This window comes from Yersinia frederiksenii ATCC 33641, assembly GCF_000754805.1.
Taxonomy (GTDB): Bacteria; Pseudomonadota; Gammaproteobacteria; order Enterobacterales; family Enterobacteriaceae; genus Yersinia; species Yersinia frederiksenii.
Window position 1 is genome coordinate 1,829,104 of the sequence record NZ_KN150731.1, and the last position, 23,714, is coordinate 1,852,817.

The following is a 23,714-nucleotide window of genomic DNA, read 5'->3' on the forward strand; positions in this document are numbered from 1 at the left end:
TTCACTAATGAAAAATCTTAGTTTTATTACAGGCTTGGTGATTTTACTGGGCCTGATGATATGCAGCCTATTTATCGGTGCCGGGAATGTCACTTTGGCTGATGTTTGGTCCGATCCGGATATGCGCGATATTTTTGTGATAAGCCGTGTGCCTCGAACATTGGCTTTGGTCTTGGCGGGCAGCGCGATGAGTGTTGCTGGCCTTATCATGCAGATGCTGACTCAAAACCGTTTTGTTGAACCCTCGATTGCCGGTACCACCCAGTCTGCCAGCCTTGGCTTATTACTGATCATGGTGTTTTACCCAGCAGCGCCCGTCATGGTCAAAATGTTGGTGGCGACGGTATTTGCCATGGGTGGCACGGCGCTCTTCATGCTGTTGCTGGCCCGAATGAGAATGAAGTCGGCGCTCATGGTCCCACTGACCGGTATTATGCTGGGGGCGGTATTTAGTGCAGTAACGACTTTTCTGGCTATGGAATTTGATCTTCTGCAATCACTGGGCAGTTGGGAATCGGGCGATTTCTCGGGTGTATTACAGGGGCGTTATGAGTTGCTGTGGATAGTTGGGGCACTGACGCTAATTGCCTGCCTGATTGCAGACCGTTTTACCGTTGCTGGAATGGGGCGAGATTTCTCGGTCAATGTAGGCCTCAATTATCAACGCGTTATGCTGATGGGGATGTCGATTATTGCCATCATTAGTGGCGTGGTGGTGGTGGTAATTGGTGTGCTGCCTTTCTTGGGGTTGATTGTGCCTAATATTGTCAGCATGGCGATGGGCGACAATTTGCGCCGCACCATTCCTTGGGTCGCGCTATGTGGTGGAGCGCTGGTGGTTTTATGCGACATTATTGGTCGGTTAATCAGCTACCCATTTGAAATACCGGCCAGCGTAATTCTGGGCGCAATTGGCGCATTCGTTTTCCTATTATTAATTGTTAGGGCAAAACGCCATGCAGGCTGATGAATATTCTCCAACAAGCTCTCTCCCACACGAGAAAAGCAAAACGCTAAGCCTACCGGCAAAGCGGCTATGGTTATTATGCTTTATTGCTCTTAGTGCGATAATTCTCTTCATGACCATTAATCTCAGGGGCAATATCCACTATGTTCTGGTACATCGTGGCCTTATTTTAGCCACCATGTTATTGGTCGCATTTGCCGCCGGTATCGCCACGGTTTTATTCCAAACCGTCACAAATAACCGTATTTTGACTCCCTCTGTCATGGGGCTTGAAGCGCTATTTATTCTGATACAAACGCTGCTGATATTTTTTGTCGATGCTGATGGATTCAGGGTCTTGGGTATCACCGGTAAGTTTCTCTGTGAATCAGCATTACTATTGCTGTTCTCGGCGTTTCTATACCGCTGGCTACTGATGGGCGTAGGTATCAATTTGCACAAGGTGCTATTGGTTGGTTTGGTGTGCGGCACCTTGTTCCGCAGTTTATCCAGTCTAATGCAACGTTTACTCTCTCCGGGGGAATTTGCCATATTACAGGGCAGGGTATTTGCCACCTTTACGCGAGCCGCACCTGAAATTATCGCGCTCTCCACTGGGATAATCGTTATCGTGGGCATTGCTGTTTGGCGCATGCGCCATTGTCTCGATATTATCGCGCTGGGTAGAAATACCGCGGTTAATCTGGGTGTTGCCTATCAGAAAAAGATCACTATTATTTTGCTGCTTGTTTCATTGCTGGTGGCTATCTCAACTGCACTTGTCGGGCCATTAACATTTTTAGGTCTACTGATCGCTAATCTGGCTTACCCTATTGTGGGCTCATTCCGACATCAATATTTGTTGCCCGGTGTTTTTCTGCTGGGAGCAATTACGTTAGTTGGCGGGCAATTAATTCTCGAACGTTTACTGAACATGTCGGGAACGCTGTCAGTGGTTATTGAGTTTGTTGGCGGCGCGCTGTTTATTTATCTTTTAATAAAAAAGGCTCCGGTGTGATTGAAATAACTGATGTTAATAAAAAATACCAGGATACTTTGGTACTCGATAATATAAATGAGCAGATTCCTTCGGGTGGAATTACCTCAATTATTGGGCCGAATGGTGCCGGAAAGTCTACGTTATTGTCGATTATGAGCCGTTTACTCACGCCCGATCTTGGGAGTGTGATGTTTAATGGGCTGGATGTGGCGAAAACTTCCGGGGATAAACTGGCCACTATCCTGTCTGTTTTGCGCCAGGAGAATCATTTCACCAGTCGGTTGACTGTCTCGGATTTGGTCGGGTTTGGGCGCTATCCTTATTCAAAAGGTAGGCTTAATGCTAATGATCGCCAACATATTGATGCGGCCATGGAGTTTCTCAATTTAATGCCGCTGAAAGATAGGTATCTTGATGAGCTCTCTGGCGGGCAACGACAACGTGCTTATGTTGCCATGGTGCTGTGCCAGGATACGAACTATATCCTGCTGGATGAGCCATTAAATAATCTGGATATGAAGCACTGTGTCGCGATGATGAAACAATTGCGGCGTGCGGCAGATGAACTGAACAAAACCATCATACTGGTGATTCACGATATCAACTTCGCTTCTGCTTATTCCGACCATATTATTGCGATGAAAGATGGCGCGGTTATTTATCGCGGGGCACCAGAAAAGATAATGCAGCCGGATATTCTGGAAGAGATTTTTGATCTAAAAATCAGAATAGAAAAAGTGCAAGACCAGCATATTGCGATTTACTACCGCTGAGATATTAAACTGTGATTTCCCGGTATTCACGGCAGATGAATGGGCTACGAATACCGGGAAAGATTAGATTGGCGCGTATTCGCCGGTGCCTTCTGGCCAAGGTGTCAGCAGGTCATAACCTGACTCCGTCACCGCAATGGTGTGTTCCCATTGCGCCGAAAGCGAGCGGTCTTTGGTGACGACTGTCCAACCGTCGGAGAGAACGCTGGTTGCTGCTTTACCGGCATTAATCATTGGCTCAATAGTAAAAATCATCCCTGCCTTGAGGCTCATCCCCACCCCTGGCGTTCCATAGTGCAATATCTGTGGATCGGTATGATATTCCTGCCCAACCCCATGACCACAATATTCCCGCACGACGGAAAACCCAGCGCTCTCTGCCACGTGTTGAATGGCGGCACCTATATCCCCAAGCGTTGCTCCTGGTCGAACGACCTTAATACCGGCAACCATGGATAAATAGGTGATATCTACCAAACGTTTAGCTCTGACTGATGGCTCCCCAACAAAGTACATTCTGCTGGTGTCGCCATACCAACCATCTTTTATAATGGCCACATCGATATTAACAATGTCACCATTTTTGAGTTTTTTGTCAGATGGAATCCCGTGGCAAACCACATGATTGACAGAGGTACAAACAGTACGGGTATAGCCGTGATAGCCAATGTTCGCAGGAATAACCTTGAGTACGTTCACAATGTAATCGTGGCATAGGCGGTCAATTTCATCTGTTGTGATGCCGGCCTGCACATAGGGCGTGATCATCTCCAACACTTTAGCAGCGGCCTGGCCAGCGGCACGAGCCATTTCAATCTCTGCTGCCGAGTGGATTTTTACTGATATCATTGTGCGTTCTCTTTTTTATCAAGCTTATGGGTTTCACTTTGGATGATTCTGGCAATATCAGCTCCGCCCTGTAATTCAGCATTTACCAAGGCTCGGGCAAGCTCATGGTGACTCAATTGGGGATATAGCTCAGCCAGCATACCCATTTTAAGCCAATGCTCAGCCTGTGCATTAATTGACCGACTCATGGCATTACTGGCGATGCGAAGGTTCTCATGCATCAGGTCGGAGATTTTAACAATGCCCATAACACACCTATACGAAACATATATGTTATGTATATTGCCATAGACGAAAATAAAATACACCTACTCAGAACAATAACGGCGACTACTCGCTTGTTCTCGTCAGGATAAGAGGGCAATCACTATTTCTGGTCAACTTTTGGCATAAAAATAAGCTGTTACGTGAGAATTTGATCTATGATCGAGAGCGCGGCCCTCTAATTATTGATTGGGGGGACAGTTCATATAGGAGAACTTTATGTCTCATATGCCATTAATCAAACCCCCTTCGACTCATTCTGAAGGCTGCCTCTGCCATAGCCCAGCGTTCGTGCGTATTAATACCGTATTTTCCCAGAAAGCAGCCCAATCAGCCCCTATCACTGCGGCAACTGTTGCGGCGGCAATACCCGGAGCGAAAGCACAAAAAAGAGATGTCGCTGCCAATGCTGTGAGGGTGATTGCGTTTATTAATGTTCGTATTTTTGATGGTGTTTCAGACCACTTGCGCGATGGATTGCGGGTATTAATTGAAGGCAACAAGATCAAGTCGGTGGAGCCGGTTGATACAGAGTTTCCGCCGGATGTGGAGCTGATTGATGGTGGTGGCGGTGTACTGATGCCGGGGCTGATTGATGCACATTGGCACGCCATTATGGCTCGTCCCTCAATGATGACCGCGATGACGGCAGATTTTAACTATATTCAGGCACTGGCCATTGCTGAGGCAGATGCCACCTTGATGCGCGGCTTCACCACGGTACGTGATATGGGGGGGCCAGTCTTTGGGCTAAAACGCGCCATTGATGAACAAATTGCTAAAGGGCCGCGCATCTTCCCGTCCGGAGCATTTATTACCCAAACTGGTGGGCATGGTGATTTTCGCCTGATTGGCGAGTTGCCCCATACACCATCGGACCCTCTGAGCTACGCCGAACGTGTTGGTATGACTGCGATTGCCGATGGTGCTGATCAGGTGTTATTACGGGCCAGAGAGCAATTGATGCGTGGGGCATCACAGCTTAAATATATGGCAGGTGGGGGGGTGGCCTCCATGTATGACTCAATCAGTGTGACCGAAGGGTCAGTGCCGGAGATCCAGGCGGCGGTGACTGCAGCCGATAACTGGGGCACCTACGTCACGGTTCATGCCTATACCGCTCGGGCTGTCACCATGGCCATCAAAGGCGGCGTTAAATGTATTGAACACGGTCAATTAGTCGATGAAGAAACGGTTCAATTGATGGCCGAAAAAGGTATCTGGTGGAGCTTGCAACCTTTCCTGGATGATGAGGATGCCGTGCCGATGGCAAGTCCTGCCTCACGTGCCAAGCAGCTCGAAATGGTCTCCGGCACCGATAATGCTTACATGCTGGCGAAGAAATACCACATCAAGACTGCCTGGGGCACTGATACACTGTTTGATGCGCGATTAGCTACCCGGCAGGGCGCGCAATTAGCCAAGCTGACCCGCTGGTATTCACCGATTGAGGTTCTCAAAATGGCGACCAGTGTTAACGCCGAACTTTGTGCCTTCTCTGGTCCAAGAAACCCTTACCCCGGTAAGTTAGGGGTGGTGGAAAATGGTGCGCTAGCGGACTTGATTCTGGTTGACGGTGACCCTCTGAATGATATCCAACTTATTGCTCATCCAGAGACTGCATTCCGGGTAATCATGAAGGATGGCCAAATATTCAAAAACACGTTAGGAAGCCACAGTTGATTTTTTTCAAAAGGTTAAGCTGCGCAAATCTAAGCTCATGGCGTGGATCATGGGTTCTGTTATTAGCGATGACTCTGAGTGGTTGTACACGCTCAGAGGCTCCCTCTTTTGCATTATTGGGCTCCTATTTCCCTTCCTGGCTGGCTTGCGCATTTATCGGGGTTATCGCGGCGGTGGTTGCACGCGTCCTGTTTATTCGTGTTGGTATTGATGAGGTGCTGCCATGGCGGCTGTTGGTCTATGTCTGCCTGGCGCTAGCTGTGGCATTTATCTGTTCCTTACTCCTATTTGCGCGATAAATTATGAAGATGAATAAGCTACAAGGGAGTGGAGGGAAGCGGCAATTGGCGCTGATTGTCGCCGGGCTGATTGTGGTCGCAGCGGTGATATCAGGCTGGCTTTCAGTGCGGCAAACCACATTGAACCCATTGGCGGAAGATGCGGAACTGGGGGCTAGTGTGGTACATGTCTCCAGCTCAGTTCCCGGTCGTATTATCTCGCTGAATGTGGAGGAAAACAGCAAAGTTCAGCGTGGTGACCTGCTGTTTTCTATCGAGCCGGATCTCTATCGTTTTCGGGTCGAACAGGCACAGGCTGAGCTAAAAATGGCGCAAGCTGCCCAAGATACTCAGCAAAGGACAGTCGTAGCCGAACAGTCAAATGCCGCCATCACCGATGAGCAAATTGTACGGGCGAGGGCCAATCTTAAGCTAGCGACGCAAACATTGGCGCGGCTACAACCTCTGTTGCCGAAAGGTTATGTGACGGTGCAACAGGTAGACGATGCGGCGACGGCGAAACACGATGCCGAGGTCAGTTTAAATCAAGCATTGAAACAGTCTCTTGCAGCAGAAGCTTTGGTGAGCACTACTGCCGCTTCTGAAGCGCTGGTAGTTGCTCGTCGTGCCGCGCTTGCTATTGCAGAACGGGAGTTGGCGAACACGCAAATACGCGCCCCTCATGATGGGCGGGTGGTGGGGTTAACTGTCTCTGCCGGGGAGTTTGTCATCCCGGATCAGGCCATTTTTACTCTCATCAATACTGAGCATTGGCACGCGTCGGCATTTTTCCGTGAAACAGAATTGAAGAATATTAGCGTGGGTGACTGTGCCACTGTGTATGTTATGGCAGACCGTCAGCGTGCGATTCAGGGGCGGGTCGAGGGGATTGGCTGGGGAGTGAGTTCAGAGGATTTGCTCAATATTCCACGTGGGTTACCTTATGTGCCAAAGTCGCTAAATTGGGTCCGTGTAGTACAACGTTTTCCGGTACGTATCAGTCTGGATAATCCACCGGAAGAACTGATGCGTGTTGGTGCTACTGCTGTAGTTGTCGTGCGAAATGACGATGGTTGCTGACGGTACACTTGACGGTATGCTCCGTCAGGCAAAAGCCGATCTGGCCTTTTTCCCTGGGCGATTTGCCATGGCATGGCGGGTTGCGGTGTTATGTGCCTTGATGGCCATGGTTGCCATGGTTTATGGCATCCCGGAATCCGCAATTAGCTGTTATCTCATTATCTTCGTCATGAAACCGGATGGCGTAGAGAGCATGGTGATGGCTATTGCTATCACGGTATTGGTTTCGCTGGTTGTCGGGCTGGTGTTTCTGCTTATCCATTTCACATTGGAAGCCGCACCACTGCGCATGGCGGCATTGATCGTCAGCTCGTTTCTGTTTCTCTATCTCGGTTCGGCGAGCAAACTTGGCCCGGCAGGCAGCATTATTGCACTGGTCATCGCTTTTGTAATGACCTTGCTCAGTGATATTCCCATGGGTGAAGTAGCAACGCGTGGGCTGCTATATGCTTGGCTAATGGCTGTTGCCCCCATGCTGTTAATTGTTGGTTTTAACCTTTTTCTTGGCCGAGCCCCGCAGCGGTTATTACGTGCCAGTTTGTCAGAGCGTTTATTGGTGGTCGGCGAGGCATTACGACAGCCCGATGCCGCTAATATGGCTAAGGTGGCAGACCTGCTAGAGGAAGGGCAAAGTGAGCATCAGCAGCGGGCGCTTTTCGTGCGTATTTTTCATCTGCGCCCCTCGGCGGAGGCACACTGGCTCGAAAGTGCGGTAAAAAGCAGCTATCGACTGCTGCTGGCAACCTCGGTTTTACCTGCCACCACCCCAGAAAATGTGCGGCTTGAACTGGCGGCTTATTGCACCGGTGCAGGCGAGGCGATTGCTGCGGGTCATCTTACCGTTGTTCCACAGTTTACTGCTGAGAATGGGGGGGATGAAATTGCTGAAATCAGAAACGCGCTAATAGCATTGTCTGATGCAGATAATGGGCCAGATCCTGATGCGCCCAAAGACTCATTCTTTGCAGCTGATGCACTCACCAATCCGGTTCATCAGCGTTTCGCACTGAAGACCACCGCCGCAGCCCTGATTTGCTACCTGGTTTACACCGCTTTGGATTGGCAGGATATTCATACCGCCATGATCACCTGCTATGTTGCGGCATTGGGGACTACCGGTGAGACTGTGCATAAACTGGTGCTGCGCATTATCGGTTGCCTGATTGGAGCCTTAATGGGGGTGCTGGCGATCGTTTTCATCATTCCATATATGAATGAGATTGGGCAATTGATGGCGCTGGTGTTTGGCGGCGTGATATTGGCCGCATGGGTATCGTGCGGCAATGAACGTATCGCTTATGCCGGTGTGCAGATAGGGCTGGCTTTCCTCCTGACGGTATTGCAAGGTTTCGGGCCGAGCACTGATATGGGCGTGGCACTCGACAGGGTGCTCGGCATACTGCTGGGTAATATGGTGGTGTATTTAATCTTCACCCGCTGGTGGCCGGTGGCGATTGCCGATACTGTGCGCATGCGAATTAGCAAGGCATTGGCAGGGCTGGCAAATTTGGCAGAGCTGCCATCTCATGCTCGCCCTGCAGCACTGAGAGAAGCCACCACTGTTGAAGCTGAGGTTACCGGCGCGCGCGAAGAGCTGGCGCTGGTCCCTTTTGAGCCAAAACAATTACGTCCCTCGCGTGAAGAGTGCGTGCGACTACAGGCAATATTGGCGGAAATCGGCAGATTAGGCCCTGCTCTGTATTTATCGAGCCAAAAATCTCCGTCAGATGCTGAGCAACTGCATCGCCTCTCGGCAAGTGGCGACGTTAGCCTGTTTTCTGAACAACAAACGCTGCATAGTGACTCTTTATGGCATGAGTCATCGCCGATTGAGATGACAATTCAACAGCGTATAAAGCGACTTGAGGAACTTCTGGGAACTTGATGACATGATGACACACGTGGTACTGACGGCCCGGATAGCCAAAATAAGTCTGACTTGCGCGGTAATAAGTCTGAGCATGCTGATAGCCGGTTGTGCTACCGACCGCTTAGACCTCGCACCCACCTCCTACTCTACCCCTTGGGTACCTGATGGGAATGCCGGAGCCTCTGTCGGCACCAGCAATTTTTCAGTGCCATCGAATCCGTTAGTGGCAGAGCTGCCGCAGTCTGCGGCAATAAAAAGTGAGCATACTTACTCATTGCCAGAGCTTATCGATATTGCCCAGAATCAGAATCCTGATACTCGCATTGCCTGGCAGCAGGCGCGACAGGCCGCACTTGCCGTGGGCATGGGCGAGGCGGTATTCCTACCGATAATTTCAGCGAGTGTTATTGGGGGTTACCAGAGCACTAGCACCCCTTTACCTTATGCTATTGGCGGTGAGAAGGATCTCAAAACCTCAGGAAGTGCTGTTGTCCCTGCACTGGCATTACAGTGGCTTATCTTTGATTTCGGGCAGCGTAGCGCATTGCTTGAAGCTGCTAAACAGACTTCTTATGCGGCCAATGTGAGTTTTAATGGCATGCACCAGAAGCTGATTTACGATGTTACCCGCACCTATTTCCAATATGGTGCTGCGCAAACTCAGACTCAAATCGCCGAGCAGACACTGAATAACAGTCTGAAGATTCAAGATGCCGCGCAGGAGCGTAGGAAAAATGGTATCGCCACGTCAGTAGAAGTCGCTCTGGCACAACAGCAAGTCGCACAATCGGAACTACGCCGAGTCGTGGCAAAAGGCACTGAACGTGACGCCTATCAGGCATTGCTTGGTGCGATGGGGGTTTCACCCACTTTGGCGATTAAGGTCAGCTATGCTAAGGCTCGGGTCCTACCCGATGTTGCCAGCCCTCCAACAGAAAGGATGATTCGTCTGGCCCTGTCCCAGCGGCCAGATGTGCTCGCCAGTTACGCAGCAGTTGAAGCGGCCACCGCCGGGGTCAAAGCTGTAGAGGCTGACTTTTTACCGAAGGTCTATCTTGCCGGGGCTGTGGCTGGGGGCGATGGGCGCTTCGATATTCAAGGTCTACCGGGAATCAGCCAGCAAACTTCATCCTCCAGCATTTTAGTCGGTGTCAGTGTTCCGATTTATGATGGTGGAATACGCGCCGCAAGGGTCAAAGAAGCCGAGTCGCGTGCGGCGGTTGCTGCTGAAGGATTTAAGAAAACGCAGGAATTGGCAGTGCGTGAAATCGTGGTCGCAGCTGATACTTTGCAATCTGCACTTGAATCCAATCAGGCAGCATTAAATCTGGTGAAAACCTCGTTTATTGCCTATGACGCCGCACTGGAATCTTACCGCAATGGTGTCGGTACCATCACAGTGGCAAACGAAGCTGCCAATGGTCTATTAAATGCTCAGCAAATGAGTACCGATGCACACGCCGCCTCGTTAGTTGCCGCCGCTAATTTGGCTTTTGTCATGGGTAAAATGACAAATTCTGCAGTGAACTGAAAATATATTCATATGCTAATTATTCATCGTTTCACTTTAATTGGAATTGAAGCGATGAATTGAAGCTTGATGGCAGGGTTATCTGGTTGGCTAGATTTTATTTATAGTTTTTTAAACTGATAATTATGATTTATTCATCCAAAATAAATCGTAATTGATGGTTTTATCCGTTATTTCTTCTGGTTTTTTATTTTCAAAAGTAGACTATTTGGTGATGTTCAATCAATTGTACCGAACAATGGTCTGACCTATTAGTAAGCTATCTTCATATTATTGTAAATTAACTGATTCATTACGATAATGGATATGCCATTTCCCACTTATATTTGTCACTATAAATCTCCGTTTCAAATCACATTTTTTAAAAAAATATTGTAGGACGAATCCTACAATTAATTTCCTACAGTATCACTTTAGATTTAATGATATTTTTTTCTCCCTTTAATAACAGCGCGTTATTGTGCTGATTCAAGAAAATTCTTATATATCAATGTGATGATCTGTTTCTAATTGTTTTTTAATTTTTACATATTGTTACATTTAAGTAATTGGTGTTGGGTGGCTAATGTTTCTAAACTGCCGCCGCTGGGTATTTAATTGATGTGCTAATGTGTGCGAAAAATACCTGCCAGAGACTGTTTTATGCCATCCGGTGAATGGGTAAGGTTATCTACGAACAATTATTTTCTTATTTCATACACCCGAGTTGTCGGTGAATTGTGGATATTGAACCAGACAGCGTAGATTATTTTTACACATCTTCTCAGGAATGGATTTTCTAAGTTTCCTTCACTCAATAAGGAACGTTGATGTCCTCTTCAAGCTTCCAGAATGAAATACCCAAAGCGCGCGTTAATATTAAATTAGATCTTCACACTGGCGGGGCTCAGAAGAAAGTTGAGCTGCCTTTGAAATTGTTGGTGATGGGGGATTATAGCAATGGTCAGGAACAGCGCCCACTGTCTGAGCGTGACAAGCTTAGTATTAACAAAAACAATTTCAACAGTGTTCTGGCTGAGTTCCAACCGAGCCTGAAATTAGCTGTGCCAGACACTCTCGCCGGGGATAACACGGATACAGCAGTGTCACTGACCTTCCGAGATATGAAAGATTTCGAACCAGAAAGCGTGGCGCGTCAAATTCCGCAATTAAGGGCTTTGTTGGCGATGCGTAATCTGCTGCGTGACCTTAAGTCTAATCTTCTGGACAACTCTACCTTCCGTCGTGAGCTGGAAAACATTCTCAAAGACGATGCATTGAGTGATGAACTTCGCGCGGAATTGGCGGCATTGGCCCCGAAAGACTGTTAATCATTGGATTGGATAGAAAAGGAACATGCTGATGTCTGTACAGGAAAATACTGCGCAAACTAGTGCTACGACGGTATTAGAAAAAAATAGCCCATCCACTCAAGGGGTTTATGCCTCACTGTTTGAAAAAATCAATCTTAACCCAGTATCATCACTGACCGAGCTTGATGCTTTCCAGAACAATGATGCACTGGCAGAAGCTACAACTGACGAACGTGTTACTGCTGCGGTCAGTGTCTTTTTAGACTTACTGAAACAGTCGTCTAGAAAAGTAGAAAAACTGGATAAAACTTTACTGGATGGCCACATTGCCGCACTGGATGACCAAATTAGTCGCCAGCTAGATGCGGTCATGCATCATCCCGATTTCCAACGTGTAGAGTCCGGCTGGCGTGGCCTGAAGTTCTTGGTTGACCGTACTGATTTTCGTCAGAATGTCAAAATTGAACTGTTGGACGTGTCAAAAGAAGACTTACGTCAGGACTTCGAAGATTGCCCGGAAATTGTCCAGAGTGGCTTATATCGTCACACCTATATTCAGGAATATGACACTCCGGGTGGTGAGCCAATCGGTTCGGTTATTTCCAACTATGAGTTTGATGCTGGCCCGCAAGATATAGCGCTATTACGCAACATTTCTAAAGTTTCTGCTGCGGCGCATATGCCATTTATCGCTTCAGTTGGCCCTAAATTCTTCCTCAAAGATTCCATGGAAGAAGTGGCAGCCATTAAAGATATCGGTAACTACTTTGACCGTGCCGAATATATTAAGTGGAAATCGTTCCGCGACTCTGACGATGCACGCTATATCGGCTTGACCATGCCGCGTGTATTAGGTCGTCTGCCTTATGGCCCTGATACTGTGCCAGTACGTAGTTTTAACTACGTCGAAGAAGTGAAAGGCCCGGATCATGAAAAATATCTGTGGGCGAATGCTTCTTTTGCCTTTGCAGCCAATATGGTGAAAAGCTTCATCAAAAATGGTTGGTGCGTGCAGATTCGAGGCCCACAAGCTGGTGGTGCCGTGACTGATTTGCCTATTCACTTGTACGATTTGGGCACCGGTAATCAGGTGAAAATCCCTTCAGAAGTGATGATCCCAGAAACCCGCGAGTTTGAATTTGCCAATCTGGGCTTTATCCCACTGTCGTACTACAAAAACCGTGATTACTCTTGCTTCTTCTCGGCTAACTCTACCCAGAAGCCTGCATTGTATGAAACGGCGGATGCGACAGCCAATAGCCGTATCAATGCCCGTCTGCCGTATATCTTCTTGTTGTCACGTATTGCTCACTACCTGAAGTTGATCCAACGCGAAAATATCGGTACCACCAAAGACCGCCGTTTGTTGGAGCTGGAACTGAACAACTGGGTGCGCAGTCTGGTCACTGAAATGACTGATCCGGGTGATGATTTACAGGCTTCTCATCCACTGCGTGATGCAAAAGTCACCGTAGAAGATATTGAAGACAACCCAGGTTTCTTCCGCGTCAAACTGTATGCCGTACCGCACTTCCAGGTTGAAGGTATGGACGTCAATCTGTCGCTAGTTTCGCAGATGCCGAAGGCTAAAGCTTAAGGCAGGAAGCACGATGAAGATTTATCGTCCTTTGTGGAACGATGGGGCCTTTTTGGCCCCGCAACAATTCCAGCAGCAGGCTCGTTGGGATGCTTATGTGGCAGACAGCGTGGCACATATGGCACTGGCATCTCCATGGGGAGTTATTGATGCGGCCTTCGACAAGGGGTCGTTGGCGCTTTCTCGTTTGAATGTACTTAAACTGGTGGTTCGCTTTCCTGATGGCACGCTAATTGATTCTGAACGGGCAGATAACCTGCCTCCTGCCTGCGATTTGTCTGCCGTTTCAGATCGTGACGCCGTGGACGTGGTGCTGGCATTACCGCTGCTGTCGGCTAACGGTGGCAATCTGGATGATGGGCAAGACAGCGCGCGCCCTCGCCGCTGGCAACAGGAGTGGGTTACCGTACAGGAGCTTGCCGGCCATGAGCGTACCGAGCTGGCGATCATGCGCCACGCAGTCACACTGCGTTTTGCTCACCAGGAGAACAGCGCCTATCTGACCTGTCCGGTGGTGCGGTTGATACGCAATGCCCAAGGGCTGTGGATGCAGGATGAGAATTTTATCCCACCGATGCTGTCATTGGCGGCAAGTCAGATTGTGTTGACGGAGCTGGGGGATCTCATTCACCGTCTGCAGGCTCGTCGACGTCGCTTGATGGCAATGCGGCGTGAAAGTAACGAGCGGATGGCCGATTTCTCGGTAGCTGATGTGTCGCTATTTTGGTTGCTGAATGCGCTAAACAGTGCCGAGCCAGTATTAGTGGAGTTGTATCAGGCACCTTCGCGCCATCCCGAACTGTTCTACCGCGAACTTGTCCGCCTTGCCGGTAGCCTGCTGACATTCTCCCTTGAGCATAAAGCTGAAGACATTCCACTTTATCAGCATGACCTACCGGAGCAGGTTTTCCCGCCGCTGTTCACCTTGCTTGAGGCTCTGCTCGAAGCCAGTCTGCCATCCCGTATGGTGGCGATTGAGCTGACTCACGAGGGCCAATTCTGGACCGGTTCTTTGCACGATGCTCGACTGCGTGAAGGGGCTGATTTCTATCTCTCTGTTCGCTCTTCGATCCCCAACCATCTGCTGCAAACCCAGTTCCCGCTGTTGTGTAAAGCCGGTAGCGTGGAGGATGTGTCAGATGTGGTCAATGTGGCACTCAACGGTGTGGCGATGAAACCTCTGTCTCACGTTCCTGCTGCTATCCCGCTACGTTTAGAGAATCAGTACTTCGCCCTTGATCTCAAGGGGGCAGCTGCGCAAGCCATGTTGGATGCGGGTAACTGTGCTTTTTACACCCCAGGTTCGCTGGGTGATATCAAACTCGAACTGTTTGCGGTGCTGCGCTCATGAGCAAAATAAATACATCTGTGGTTGATGCAGTTTTTTATCCCTGCTGGCTGATGGTTAGCCAGTTGCGTAATGGCCAGGAAATTGAAGACGGTGAGGCTTTGTATCGCCGTGCCTGTGAGTGGATTGATGGCGCACGTGAGACGCTGTCACATGCCGGTTTTAGCGAAATTAGCTGTGACCATATGTTGTATACCCAATGCGCGTTACTGGATGAAAGTGTTCTGAACCGCCAGAAGCAGGACAGCGGCTATACCAAATGGCTGAAAAACCCACTTCAGGCTCGCTACTTCAATACCCTGAATGCAGGTGAGGAATTGTGGGAACGGATCCGCACTGTGTTACAGGAGCCAGCACCGGATACCGCAGTGCTGACCTGCTTTTACCGTGCATTGACCCTGGGATTTGCCGGTCGCTATCGTGAACAGGGAGACGAGCGTAGAGAAGATGTGGTGCGTAAGTTGAGTTTGTTGGTGCCACCGTTTGCCTCTTCACAGGACACACCGCTGGTCTCGCGCTCACTGCGTCTACGATCCGGGCGCAAGACTTATTGGGTTTCCTGGGCCGCTGGCGTGGTAATACTGGTCGCATTGTGGTTTACGTTATCCAGCCAGCTTGCGCATATGGTGTCTCAACTGACAGGGATACATTAGCGGATGCGTGGATTAACACAGTTACTCCTGCTATTGCTGGGTACATGCCTGACACTGTGGCTGATCCTGGGTTTTTGGCCGCTGGGAACGGGTAGCCGTGTAGCTCTGAGTATATTGGTTGCCATTCTCAGCGGTGGTGTGGGTTATTTCCAGTGGCGTAAGCACAACCGCCATAAAGTGGCTCACGAGTCCATTGCAGATTCAACGCTGCCACCTGAAGATTTTCAGGGCGCGGTCGTGCTGGTTTGCGGTGATAGCAATGCCCTGTTTTCCTCCTCAGCTGCTTTTCGCGAAACTCATCAAGGTTGGTATCTGGCGGTGAAAATGCCAGAACAACTGCCCATATTTGCACAATATCTGGCGGCGGAACGTCCGGCACTGATTGCACAGATCTCTGTGTTACTGGCCATCGTGCCAGAGCAGCATCAGGATCTGGACGATTTTTCACAATCGCTGCGTGCCTGGCAACGGGCTATCGTGCAGTGCAAAGGATGGCTTGCGGGGATCCCACCTGTCTGGCTGGGCACCTGGCTTTCGCCGCCAGTGATTTCATCAACGCAGGCAGAGCGTTGGTACATGGTGACTCCGGGGCAGAAAGGTATTCAGGTTCAGGAAGTGGGGGCAGGGATGATGCCACTGGTTGAATGGAGCCGGCATCAAGATTCCGGTAACGGTCAGGAAAGATTGAGCTCGGTATTATGGATGGAAAGTCTTCTCTCCTGGCTTGATGAACATGTGCTGAGCATCCTGACACAACGGCAAGGGGATGTGCCTCCACTGATTCCATGCGCATGGGGTTGCTGTTTTACCCCGGTGACGGGGCGTCAGGACAATCTGTGGCAGACATACATTCGTAGCCTCACCACTCTGACCCCGGTGGCTATCCCAGAGCAAAATGACCTGCCGTTGCCAGAAGTGTTACTGCCTTATCTGCCCCGTCGTCGTGGTGTTTCTCGTCTGATGCAAACTTGGCAGATGGCGGGCATGTTATGTGGGGTATTTTTATTATTTGCCCTGCTGGCCTCTTTTATTAATAACCAGCGTCTGGTCCAGAGTGTGGGCGATCATTTGTCACTGTATAACCGACTTACCGGTACGCCACACGCCCCTAAGACTCTGGCTCAGCAACAACTGCGTACGGATGCACGCCTGTTGGATGACTGGTTACGCAGTGGTGCACCGATGCGCTTGTCACTGGGTCTGTATCAGGGCCTACGGCTTAGAGCTCCGCTTGAAATTGCAATCAATAGCTGGACACCACCACCGCCACCAGCACCGGTTATTAACAACATTATTCAGGGGCCAAAAACGCTGCGTCTGGATAGCCTGTCACTATTCGATGTGGGTCAATCAATACTCAAATCGGGTTCCACCAAAGTGCTTATCAATGCGCTGGTCGGGATTAAGGCCAAACCTGGTTGGTTGATCGTGGTTGCGGGTCACACCGATATCACGGGTGATAGTCAGTCCAACCAGATTTTGTCACTTAAGCGGGCGGAATCGGTACGCAATTGGATGCGCGATACCGGAGATATTCCGGAAAGTTGCTTTGCCGTACAGGGTTATGGCGAGAGTCGCCCGCTGAAATCTAACGATACGGAAGCGGGCCGTGCGCTCAACCGCCGTGTCGAAATCAGTCTGGTACCTCAGGCCGATGCCTGTCGCCTGCCAGGCATAAAAACAGCGTCACAGGATGAAAGTGACGTATCAACTCAAGAAATGGAGAAGTAAACCATGGCAATTCCAGTTTATCTGTGGCTGAAAGATGACGGCGGTGCGGACATTAAAGGCTCCGTCGACGTTAAAGATCGTGAAGGCAGCATCGAGATCGTGGCACAGGAACACAACCTGTATATCCCGACGGACAACAACACCGGCAAGTTGACAGGGACCCGTATTCATACCCCATTCCTGTTCACCAAAGAAATCGACTCTTCCAGCCCGTATTTGTATAAGGCTGTAACCACCGGTCAGACCCTGAAATCTGCGGAATTTAAATGGTACCGCATTAATGATGCAGGCCAGGAAGTTGAGTATTTCAACACCAAGCTTGAGAACGTGAAACTGGTGAAAGTTGCGCCGAAGATGCATGACATCAAAGATCCAGCTAAAGAGAAACACAATCACCTCGAAGCGATTGAACTGCGTTACGAAAAAATCACCTGGACTTACAAAGACGGCAACATCATTCATTCCGATTCTTGGAACGAACGTACTACCGCGTAATACCTGCAGCAGACGGTTTGCCGTCTGCTGTTTTTGTTTTTGCTGAGTCACTGTACGCGGTGGTTCAGCAAAAATTAACAACCCTTTGATGACCTTATGGGCCTCGGTTTCCTTATTTAGGATATGGCTATGGGCGGTAGCGTGCCTGACAGGGTAAATGACACACAAGGAAGAGAGTTTATGACAACGCATTCAGCACACTTATTACGTCGGTTAAATCCCTATTGCGCGCAGGCACTGGCCGGTGCTGCAACCCTGTGTCAAACCCGTGCCCATGCCGAGATCACCGTCGAACACTGGTTGTTGAAATTGCTGGAGCAGGGCGAAGGTGATATCACGGTGATTGCCCGTCGTTATGAGTGGGACATGGACAGCCTGTGGCAGGGGTTGCTGGCCCATCTGGATACTTTGCCGCGCACGGTGCAGGGCAAACCCCAGTTGTCAGCCGCGTTGCAGCAATTAATCAAAAGTGCCTGGCTGGATGCCTCGTTGCAGGAGAACGCCGATACCGTGCGTTCCGTTCATCTGCAGGCAGCGCTGATTGCCACGCCGTCATTATTAGCCGCCGATGCCGCCTGGCCATTGCTCAGCCTGAGCACCACCCAGTTACACCGCCTGTTACCGCTGCTGGACAACCAATCCGACGAACGTCCCGAGGTTCAGCAGGCGGCGGCGCTGGCAGACAGCCCGCTTAATCTGACCGATGAGGCAGCGATTACCCCCTCTGCCAGCGGCCAGCCGCAACTCAATGACGCTCTGCAAGCAGCGTTGGATAAATTCACTCTGGATGTTACCGCCAAAGCTAAAACTGGGCAGATTGACCCGGTATTTGGCCGCGATAATGAAATCCGCCAGATGGTGGATATCTTGTCGCGACGGCGTAAGAACAACCCCATTTTGGTGGGTGAACCGGGAGTAGGAAAAACGGCACTGGTTGAAGGTCTGGCATTGCGTATCGCCGAAGGCAATGTGCCGGATAGCCTAAAAGCTGTCAGCCTACGCACGCTTGACCTTGGCTTGTTGCAAGCGGGAGCTGGGGTGAAGGGGGAGTTTGAGCAACGCCTGAAAAATGTTATCGAAGCGGTGCAACAATCACCGACGCCGGTGCTGCTGTTTATCGATGAAGCCCACACCATCATCGGGGCCGGTAATCAGGCGGGTGGCGCTGATGCCGCTAATCTATTAAAGCCAGCACTGGCACGCGGTGAATTACGCACTATTGCCGCGACCACCTGGTCGGAATATAAGCAGTATTTTGAGCGCGATGCTGCATTGGAGCGCCGCTTCCAGATTGTTAAAGTCGACGAGCCGGATGACGACATGGCCTGCCTAATGTTGCGTGGCCTGAAGTCCCGTTATGCCCAACATCATGGTGTCCACATTACTGATGAGGCGGTGAAAGCAGCGGTCAGCCTGTCACGCCGTTACATCACGGGTCGCCAACTGCCAGATAAAGCAGTTGATTTACTGGATACGGCCAGTGCTCGCGTGCGCATGAGCCTTGATACTTTACCGGAAGCGTTAACCCGGCTGAAGGCGCAGATTAGCGCATTAGAGATGGAGCAACAGGCTCTGCTGGAAGACATTGCCCTCGGCAACCTTCTTAATTCTGATCGTCTGGGGCAAATTGAACAGCAAACAGCAAGTTTAGGTGAACAACTGACGGTGCTGGAGAATCAGTACATTGAGGAAAAAAACCTGACGCAACAACTGTTGGAAACCCGTCATGACATCAGCCGTCAGGCTGAGATCAATGCACTGCAACAGCAATTGAGTGAGTTGCAAGGCAGTACGCCATTGCTATCACTGGATGTCGATGTGCGTACTGTTGCCACTGTCATCGCTGATTGGACGGGGGTCCCCTTGGGCAGTTTGCTAAAAGATGAGCAAACTAACCTGCTCTCCCTGGAGAATCATTTAGCCACTCGAGTCGTAGGCCAGGATGCCGCATTGAAAGATATGGCCCAGCGGCTACGGGCAGCTAAAACCGGCTTAACCGCAGACAATGGCCCGCTGGGTGTCTTCTTGTTGGTTGGCCCAAGTGGTGTAGGGAAAACCGAGACGGCACTGGCGCTGGCCGACACACTGTTCGGTGGTGAGAAATCACTGATTACCATCAATCTGTCCGAATATCAGGAAGCACATACCGTTTCCCAACTTAAAGGCTCGCCACCGGGTTATGTCGGCTATGGGCAGGGTGGGATTTTAACCGAGGCAGTGCGCAAGCGACCTTATAGTGTGGTGCTCTTGGATGAAGTTGAGAAAGCCCATCGCGATGTGCTGAATGTGTTCTATCAAGTGTTTGATCGTGGTTTTATGCGCGACGGCGAAGGACGTGAAATCGATTTTCGCAACACGGTGATTTTGATGACTGCCAATCTGGGCAGCGACCACATCATGCAGTTATTAGACGAACAACCGCAATCTACCGATAGCGATCTGCAAGAAATGCTGCGTCCGATCCTGCGTGATCACTTCCAACCCGCACTGCTGGCCCGCTTCCAGACCTTGATCTACCGTCCACTGAATGCCGTGGCATTGAGAACCATCGTCGAAATGAAGCTAGCACAGGTGGCTAAACGCCTGCATAAACATTATGGCCTGCAATGTACGCTGGGTGACAGCCTGTATAACACCTTGGTTGCTGCCTGTTTATTGCCAGACACCGGGGCACGCAATATTGATAGCTTGCTCAATCAACAGATTTTACCGGTGCTGAGTCAACAACTGTTGCAACGGATGTCGGAACAAACACGTACCACGTCACTGACCTTGGGCTGGGATGAAGAAGAAGGGATTGTGCTGGAGTTTGGTGATTAAGGACTCAATGTTACCTAACTAAGAAAATGCTCATCTCTAAAAAAAGCGGAAACGTAGCAAGTGCGGCTAGTCTATTGCTAGGGAGAATTATACCTATGGATACGGTTGAAGAACTTAACGGTACTTATTTTTTTAATGGATTAAATAACCTGACGGCTTATGAGTTGCTGTTTTGGATATTAGTGGATGAAACTGAAAATCAACTGGGCATCAAAGATATCATTGGTGTGGCTTTTATAATTCTCGGTAATAATAGTGTCGACGTACCCGGAAAACCCAATACAGCAACGAAGGGGACATCGCATGCATCACTCTTTTTTCGCAAGCATCTTAGCTACAAATTCAAAAAGCGCATCTTACCAACACTGACAAAAAAATCTTTTTCATTAAGCGGGGTCAGAGTGTTTTGGGTTAATAATCTGGGGGCATTTGCAGGAAGAGCGGTTCCCGTTTTAGGGTGGATTATATTGGCGACGGATGTTGCCACGATAAGTTTCAAAACCGTCAGCAAATATAACACCATCGCGCGGCCGGAGGATAAAATCTGGTGAACATGACAATTGAAGACAAGGTCAGAGAGTTTGTCAAAAGCGAGTTACCGTTGGTGACTAGTTTATTCATGAAAAAAATTGATATTGACGATGATACCCCCTTACAGAATTTGCATGAAGCAGATGATATCGCTGAAATGGCGGAAAGATTTTTCTCACATTTTAATGTTCAGCCTGCCGGATTTTCCCTTAATAGCTATTACCCTTGGAAGGTGAAATCCGTATTTTCACGAAGAGCCATTAATCAAAACAAAATACCATTAACGGTGGGGATGTTTATTGAATCAGCCAAGGCCGGGTATTGGCTATATAACTGAACTGAATAATTTAAATAATAATCTCCCCTTCAAAATAAACCTGTCGGCTGTTAACTGGCTATGCGGTGTGCAAACCCATGGAATACAGGTTGTTACACGGAGTAAAACCCATGAGTATCATTGATACACTTCAAAACACGCTATCAGCCATCACCAAAACCACACTAAATCGTTACCGCCTTGATATTCCTTCTTGCCAGTCTCCTCTGGATGTGGAGGATTTTGTGGGGACGGAAGCATTGAGTGAATTGTATTGCTACACAGTCCACTTCACCAGTACAGACAAAGACATTGATGCCAGCCAGTTGCTACGCAAATCAGCCAGTCTGACGATGGGGACGGGTTTGCTACAGAACCTCTCGGAGCAGAAGGTAGTGCATGGGGTAGTGACGAGTTTTGAGCGGATCAGTGGCTCAAAAGACCAGGCAGTATACCAGATAACGCTGTCACCATTTCTGGCACTGCTGCGCAATCAGTTCCGCACGCACCGTTTCTTTGTCAACAAATCGGTACCCGAAGTGGTAGAGCAGATACTTCAGGATCATGGTTTTAAAGACTGGGAATATGAGTTTGTTCTGAAGCAGATCTATCCAAAACGTGAGCAAATAAACCAGTATCAGGAAAGTGATCTGGAATTCATTGAACGATTGCTTTCAGAGGTGGGGATATTTTACCTCTTCACCTTGCAGTCGGACACTCAGACTGAAGTGGTCCATTTTGCTGATAAGCAGAGTGCCTATGAGTTTGGAAAAACACTATCATTGAACAGCCCGTCAGGGATGAGTGACAGTGGTGCATTGTCTGTTTGGGACGTGAGTGTGCAGCACAATGTGGTACAGGCCAATGTGACCACCAAAGATTACAATCATCGTGAAGCTCAGAAAGTCCTTCAGTCTGCCAAGGTAGATATGACTCGTGGCGAGAGTGACGAGGTGACTTATGGCGAAGTGTATCATTACAAACCTCGTCATCTGGATACCGGTGATAAAACAGATCCCACTGCTGAAACAGCCAACTTCTTGGCACGCCTCGACCATGAACGTTTTTTATCGGCACAGACAACCATTGTCGGCTTGGGCAATGATGCTACCCTCAGCCCTGGGCAAGTGCTGACGATAACCGAAACCGCCATCGTTCCGACGCTCCCTACAGCTATGAACAACGGTCTTCTTATTACCGGCACCTTCTTCAGTGCCAGCCGCAAAGATGCATTAGTGGTGAACTGGATGGCAGTCCCATACAGTGAAACCCTGTGCTGGCGTCCGGCATTGCTTCCACGCCCGAAAGTCAGTGGCACCATGATGGCACGGGTGACCAGTGCCAAGTCGAACGATATCTATGCTTGGCAGGATACCTCCGGTTTGTATCGGGTGAAATTTGATGCGGATCAGGACGACAAAGCACAAGGTCAGGAGAGCATGCCGGTGCGACTCGCCAAACCTTATGGTGGCGATGTGTACGGCATTCACTTCCCACTGATACAGGGCACCGAAGTGGCTATCGCGTTTCACGACGGTGACCCGGACCGCCCATACATCGCTCATGCCCTGCACGATTCACGCCATACCGACCATGTAACCGAAAAAAATAACACCCGCAACGTGATCCGTACCCCTGCTTTCAACAAGCTGCGTATGGAAGACAAACGTGGCGAAGAGCATATCAAACTCAGCACCGAGTACGGCGGTAAAACCCAGTTGAACTTGGGGCATAACGTGGATGCTCAGCGAGTTCTCCGCGGTGAAGGTGCCGAGCTACGAACGGATGACTGGGTAGCTGTACGAGGGGGCAAAGGGGTGTTTATCAGTGCGGATAAACAGCCGTCTGCTGGGGGGGAGATGCTGGATATGAGTGAGGCGTTGGGTCAGTTACAACAAGCGCAAAGTCTGGCGGAATCTCTGAGCAGTGCAGCAGAAACAGCGAAGGCAGAGCTTGCCGACCTGCAAACGCAGAAAGCTTTATTGAGTGAAGCACTGAATGAGCTGAAGAAATCTGTATTACTGCTGTCTGCTCCTGAAGGGATAGCACAGGTAACACCGAAAACACTGCAGCTGTCAGCCGGAGAAAACATCACGGCGACGAGTGGAGGTAATACAGATTTCAGTATCATGAAAAAACTGACCGTGGCTGCGGGAGAGCGAATAAGTCTGTATGCCCAGAAGTTGGGGATAAAACTTTTTGCCAGCAAAGGGAGAGTGGAGATCCAGGCGCAGGGTGATGAGATGACACTGGACGCGCTGAAAGATATCCGGATTAGTAGCAGTGAAGGGAAAATCATCATCAGTGCGAAGAAGGAAATCATACTGACAAGCGGCGGGGGTTATATCCGCATAGCCGATGGAACTGTGGAGTGTGCAGCACCGGATAAAATAATAGAGCGCGGCGCGGTGTGGCAGAAGTTTGGTGGGCAAAGTATCAGCCAGGCGGCTCAAAAATGGGAAAGCGCCGATTTTGCGATCACACCTGAAGTCCGCTGGCCATACAGTGATTCTCCTGTCGCCGGACAGATTATCAAGTTAGTGAGTGGAGATGGAACTGTACAGACACTCACCACGGCCTCTTCCGGAAGCGCACCGAAGCAATCGGGTGTGAATATTGATTCGCTGAAAGCTTATTTACAGAATAAGGAATAAGAG

At 49.6% G+C, this 23,714-nt stretch carries 20 protein-coding genes; 18 read left to right on the forward strand and 2 right to left on the reverse strand.

All coding sequences use genetic code 11. The annotated features are described in order from the left end of the window. The first annotated feature begins 7 nt into the window (after window positions 1–7). From DJ58_RS13585 to DJ58_RS13575, 3 genes are read left to right on the forward strand one after another with little or no spacing between them, the layout of a single operon-like run. Window positions 8–967, forward strand: coding sequence for an ABC transporter permease (locus DJ58_RS13585; RefSeq protein WP_004711835.1), 960 nt, complete (start codon window positions 8–10; stop codon window positions 965–967). Further along, entirely contained in the window at window positions 957–1,964 is a 1,008-nt protein-coding gene (locus DJ58_RS13580; RefSeq protein ID WP_032911756.1) for an iron chelate uptake ABC transporter family permease subunit, read from the forward strand. Before DJ58_RS13585 ends, DJ58_RS13580 begins: the two co-directional genes overlap by 11 nt. Then, window positions 1,961–2,719 carry an iron ABC transporter ATP-binding protein gene (locus DJ58_RS13575; RefSeq protein WP_032911755.1) on the forward strand — a complete coding sequence of 253 codons (759 nt, stop codon included), beginning with the start codon at window positions 1,961–1,963 and terminating at the stop codon, window positions 2,717–2,719. Before DJ58_RS13580 ends, DJ58_RS13575 begins: the two co-directional genes overlap by 4 nt. 63 nt (window positions 2,720–2,782) lie before the next feature. On the opposite strand, the gene map is transcribed toward DJ58_RS13575, so the two are convergent. Together map and DJ58_RS13565 are read right to left on the reverse strand one after the other, a co-directional pair. Next, window positions 2,783–3,568, reverse strand: a complete 786-nt coding sequence (gene map / locus DJ58_RS13570; protein ID WP_032911754.1) for a type I methionyl aminopeptidase — start codon at window positions 3,566–3,568, stop codon at window positions 2,783–2,785. After that, entirely contained in the window at window positions 3,565–3,816 is a 252-nt protein-coding gene (locus DJ58_RS13565; RefSeq protein WP_004711825.1) for a ParD-like family protein, read from the reverse strand. Before DJ58_RS13565 ends, map begins: the two co-directional genes overlap by 4 nt. Window positions 3,817–4,051: 235 nt before the next feature. Between DJ58_RS13565 and DJ58_RS13560 the strand changes: the two genes are divergently transcribed. The 15 genes from DJ58_RS13560 to DJ58_RS13495 all read left to right on the forward strand — a co-directional run bounded on the left by DJ58_RS13560 (window position 4,052) and on the right by DJ58_RS13495 (window position 23,711). Beyond that, on the forward strand, window positions 4,052–5,515 hold the full coding sequence (locus DJ58_RS13560) for a metal-dependent hydrolase family protein (RefSeq protein WP_032911753.1): 1,464 nt from the start codon (window positions 4,052–4,054) through the stop codon (window positions 5,513–5,515). A gap of 68 nt (window positions 5,516–5,583) precedes the next feature. Beyond that, entirely contained in the window at window positions 5,584–5,814 is a 231-nt protein-coding gene (locus DJ58_RS0121720; protein WP_050132396.1) for a YtcA family lipoprotein, read from the forward strand. 9 nt (window positions 5,815–5,823) lie between these two features. Beyond that, on the forward strand, window positions 5,824–6,873 hold the full coding sequence (mdtN, locus tag DJ58_RS13555) for a multidrug transporter subunit MdtN (protein ID WP_032911765.1): 1,050 nt from the start codon (window positions 5,824–5,826) through the stop codon (window positions 6,871–6,873). Next, complete coding sequence (locus DJ58_RS13550; RefSeq protein WP_032911752.1) at window positions 6,857–8,758, forward strand: FUSC family protein; 1,902 nt, start codon at window positions 6,857–6,859, stop codon at window positions 8,756–8,758. The genes mdtN and DJ58_RS13550 overlap by 17 nt, the downstream gene beginning before the upstream one ends. A 4-nt stretch (window positions 8,759–8,762) precedes the next feature. Further along, complete coding sequence (locus DJ58_RS13545; protein WP_004711818.1) at window positions 8,763–10,274, forward strand: TolC family protein; 1,512 nt, start codon at window positions 8,763–8,765, stop codon at window positions 10,272–10,274. 809 nt (window positions 10,275–11,083) lie between these two features. After that, entirely contained in the window at window positions 11,084–11,584 is a 501-nt protein-coding gene (tssB, locus tag DJ58_RS13540) for a type VI secretion system contractile sheath small subunit (RefSeq protein ID WP_004711817.1), read from the forward strand. 25 nt (window positions 11,585–11,609) lie between these two features. After that, on the forward strand, window positions 11,610–13,163 hold the full coding sequence (gene tssC, locus DJ58_RS13535) for a type VI secretion system contractile sheath large subunit (protein ID WP_004711816.1): 1,554 nt from the start codon (window positions 11,610–11,612) through the stop codon (window positions 13,161–13,163). Between the two features lie 13 nt (window positions 13,164–13,176). Next, complete coding sequence (tssK, locus tag DJ58_RS13530) at window positions 13,177–14,514, forward strand: type VI secretion system baseplate subunit TssK (RefSeq protein WP_004711815.1); 1,338 nt, start codon at window positions 13,177–13,179, stop codon at window positions 14,512–14,514. After that, the gene (tssL, locus tag DJ58_RS13525; RefSeq protein WP_071985051.1) at window positions 14,511–15,164 is read left to right on the forward strand and encodes a type VI secretion system protein TssL, short form; all 654 of its coding nucleotides are present in this window, start codon (window positions 14,511–14,513) and stop codon (window positions 15,162–15,164) included. The genes tssK and tssL overlap by 4 nt, the downstream gene beginning before the upstream one ends. A gap of 3 nt (window positions 15,165–15,167) precedes the next feature. Next, a complete protein-coding gene (locus DJ58_RS13520) occupies window positions 15,168–16,895 on the forward strand; it encodes an OmpA family protein (protein ID WP_004711813.1) in 1,728 nt (575 codons plus the stop codon). 3 nt (window positions 16,896–16,898) lie between these two features. Then, window positions 16,899–17,390, forward strand: coding sequence for a type VI secretion system effector Hcp (hcp, locus tag DJ58_RS13515; protein ID WP_004711812.1), 492 nt, complete (start codon window positions 16,899–16,901; stop codon window positions 17,388–17,390). Window positions 17,391–17,570: 180 nt separating this feature from the next. After that, window positions 17,571–20,210, forward strand: coding sequence for a type VI secretion system ATPase TssH (gene tssH, locus DJ58_RS13510; RefSeq protein WP_032911751.1), 2,640 nt, complete (start codon window positions 17,571–17,573; stop codon window positions 20,208–20,210). Between the two features lie 95 nt (window positions 20,211–20,305). Further along, the gene (locus tag DJ58_RS13505) at window positions 20,306–20,761 is read left to right on the forward strand and encodes an STM2901 family protein (protein WP_004711810.1); all 456 of its coding nucleotides are present in this window, start codon (window positions 20,306–20,308) and stop codon (window positions 20,759–20,761) included. A gap of 2 nt (window positions 20,762–20,763) precedes the next feature. Next, window positions 20,764–21,078 (forward strand): DUF1493 family protein, encoded by a 315-nt coding sequence (locus DJ58_RS13500; RefSeq protein ID WP_080544673.1) that lies wholly within the window; start codon window positions 20,764–20,766, stop codon window positions 21,076–21,078. A 110-nt stretch (window positions 21,079–21,188) separates the two neighbouring features. Next, the gene (locus DJ58_RS13495; RefSeq protein WP_004711806.1) at window positions 21,189–23,711 is read left to right on the forward strand and encodes a type VI secretion system Vgr family protein; all 2,523 of its coding nucleotides are present in this window, start codon (window positions 21,189–21,191) and stop codon (window positions 23,709–23,711) included. Window positions 23,712–23,714 lie beyond the last annotated feature (3 nt).

Coding starts and splice junctions, on each gene's coding strand:
- DJ58_RS13585 (WP_004711835.1), top strand. CDS start 8: ATGAAAAATCTTAGTTTTATTACAGGCTTGGTGATTTTACTGGGCCTG.
- DJ58_RS13580 (WP_032911756.1), top strand. CDS start 957: ATGCAGGCTGATGAATATTCTCCAACAAGCTCTCTCCCACACGAGAAA.
- map (WP_032911754.1), bottom strand. CDS start 3,568: ATGATATCAGTAAAAATCCACTCGGCAGCAGAGATTGAAATGGCTCGT.
- DJ58_RS13565 (WP_004711825.1), bottom strand. CDS start 3,816: ATGGGCATTGTTAAAATCTCCGACCTGATGCATGAGAACCTTCGCATC.
- DJ58_RS13560 (WP_032911753.1), top strand. CDS start 4,052: ATGTCTCATATGCCATTAATCAAACCCCCTTCGACTCATTCTGAAGGC.
- DJ58_RS0121720 (WP_050132396.1), top strand. CDS start 5,584: ATGACTCTGAGTGGTTGTACACGCTCAGAGGCTCCCTCTTTTGCATTA.
- mdtN (WP_032911765.1), top strand. CDS start 5,824: ATGAATAAGCTACAAGGGAGTGGAGGGAAGCGGCAATTGGCGCTGATT.
- DJ58_RS13550 (WP_032911752.1), top strand. CDS start 6,857: ATGACGATGGTTGCTGACGGTACACTTGACGGTATGCTCCGTCAGGCA.
- DJ58_RS13545 (WP_004711818.1), top strand. CDS start 8,763: ATGATGACACACGTGGTACTGACGGCCCGGATAGCCAAAATAAGTCTG.
- tssB (WP_004711817.1), top strand. CDS start 11,084: ATGTCCTCTTCAAGCTTCCAGAATGAAATACCCAAAGCGCGCGTTAAT.
- tssC (WP_004711816.1), top strand. CDS start 11,610: ATGCTGATGTCTGTACAGGAAAATACTGCGCAAACTAGTGCTACGACG.
- tssK (WP_004711815.1), top strand. CDS start 13,177: ATGAAGATTTATCGTCCTTTGTGGAACGATGGGGCCTTTTTGGCCCCG.
- tssL (WP_071985051.1), top strand. CDS start 14,511: ATGAGCAAAATAAATACATCTGTGGTTGATGCAGTTTTTTATCCCTGC.
- DJ58_RS13520 (WP_004711813.1), top strand. CDS start 15,168: ATGCGTGGATTAACACAGTTACTCCTGCTATTGCTGGGTACATGCCTG.
- hcp (WP_004711812.1), top strand. CDS start 16,899: ATGGCAATTCCAGTTTATCTGTGGCTGAAAGATGACGGCGGTGCGGAC.
- tssH (WP_032911751.1), top strand. CDS start 17,571: ATGACAACGCATTCAGCACACTTATTACGTCGGTTAAATCCCTATTGC.
- DJ58_RS13505 (WP_004711810.1), top strand. CDS start 20,306: ATGGATACGGTTGAAGAACTTAACGGTACTTATTTTTTTAATGGATTA.
- DJ58_RS13500 (WP_080544673.1), top strand. CDS start 20,764: ATGACAATTGAAGACAAGGTCAGAGAGTTTGTCAAAAGCGAGTTACCG.
- DJ58_RS13495 (WP_004711806.1), top strand. CDS start 21,189: ATGAGTATCATTGATACACTTCAAAACACGCTATCAGCCATCACCAAA.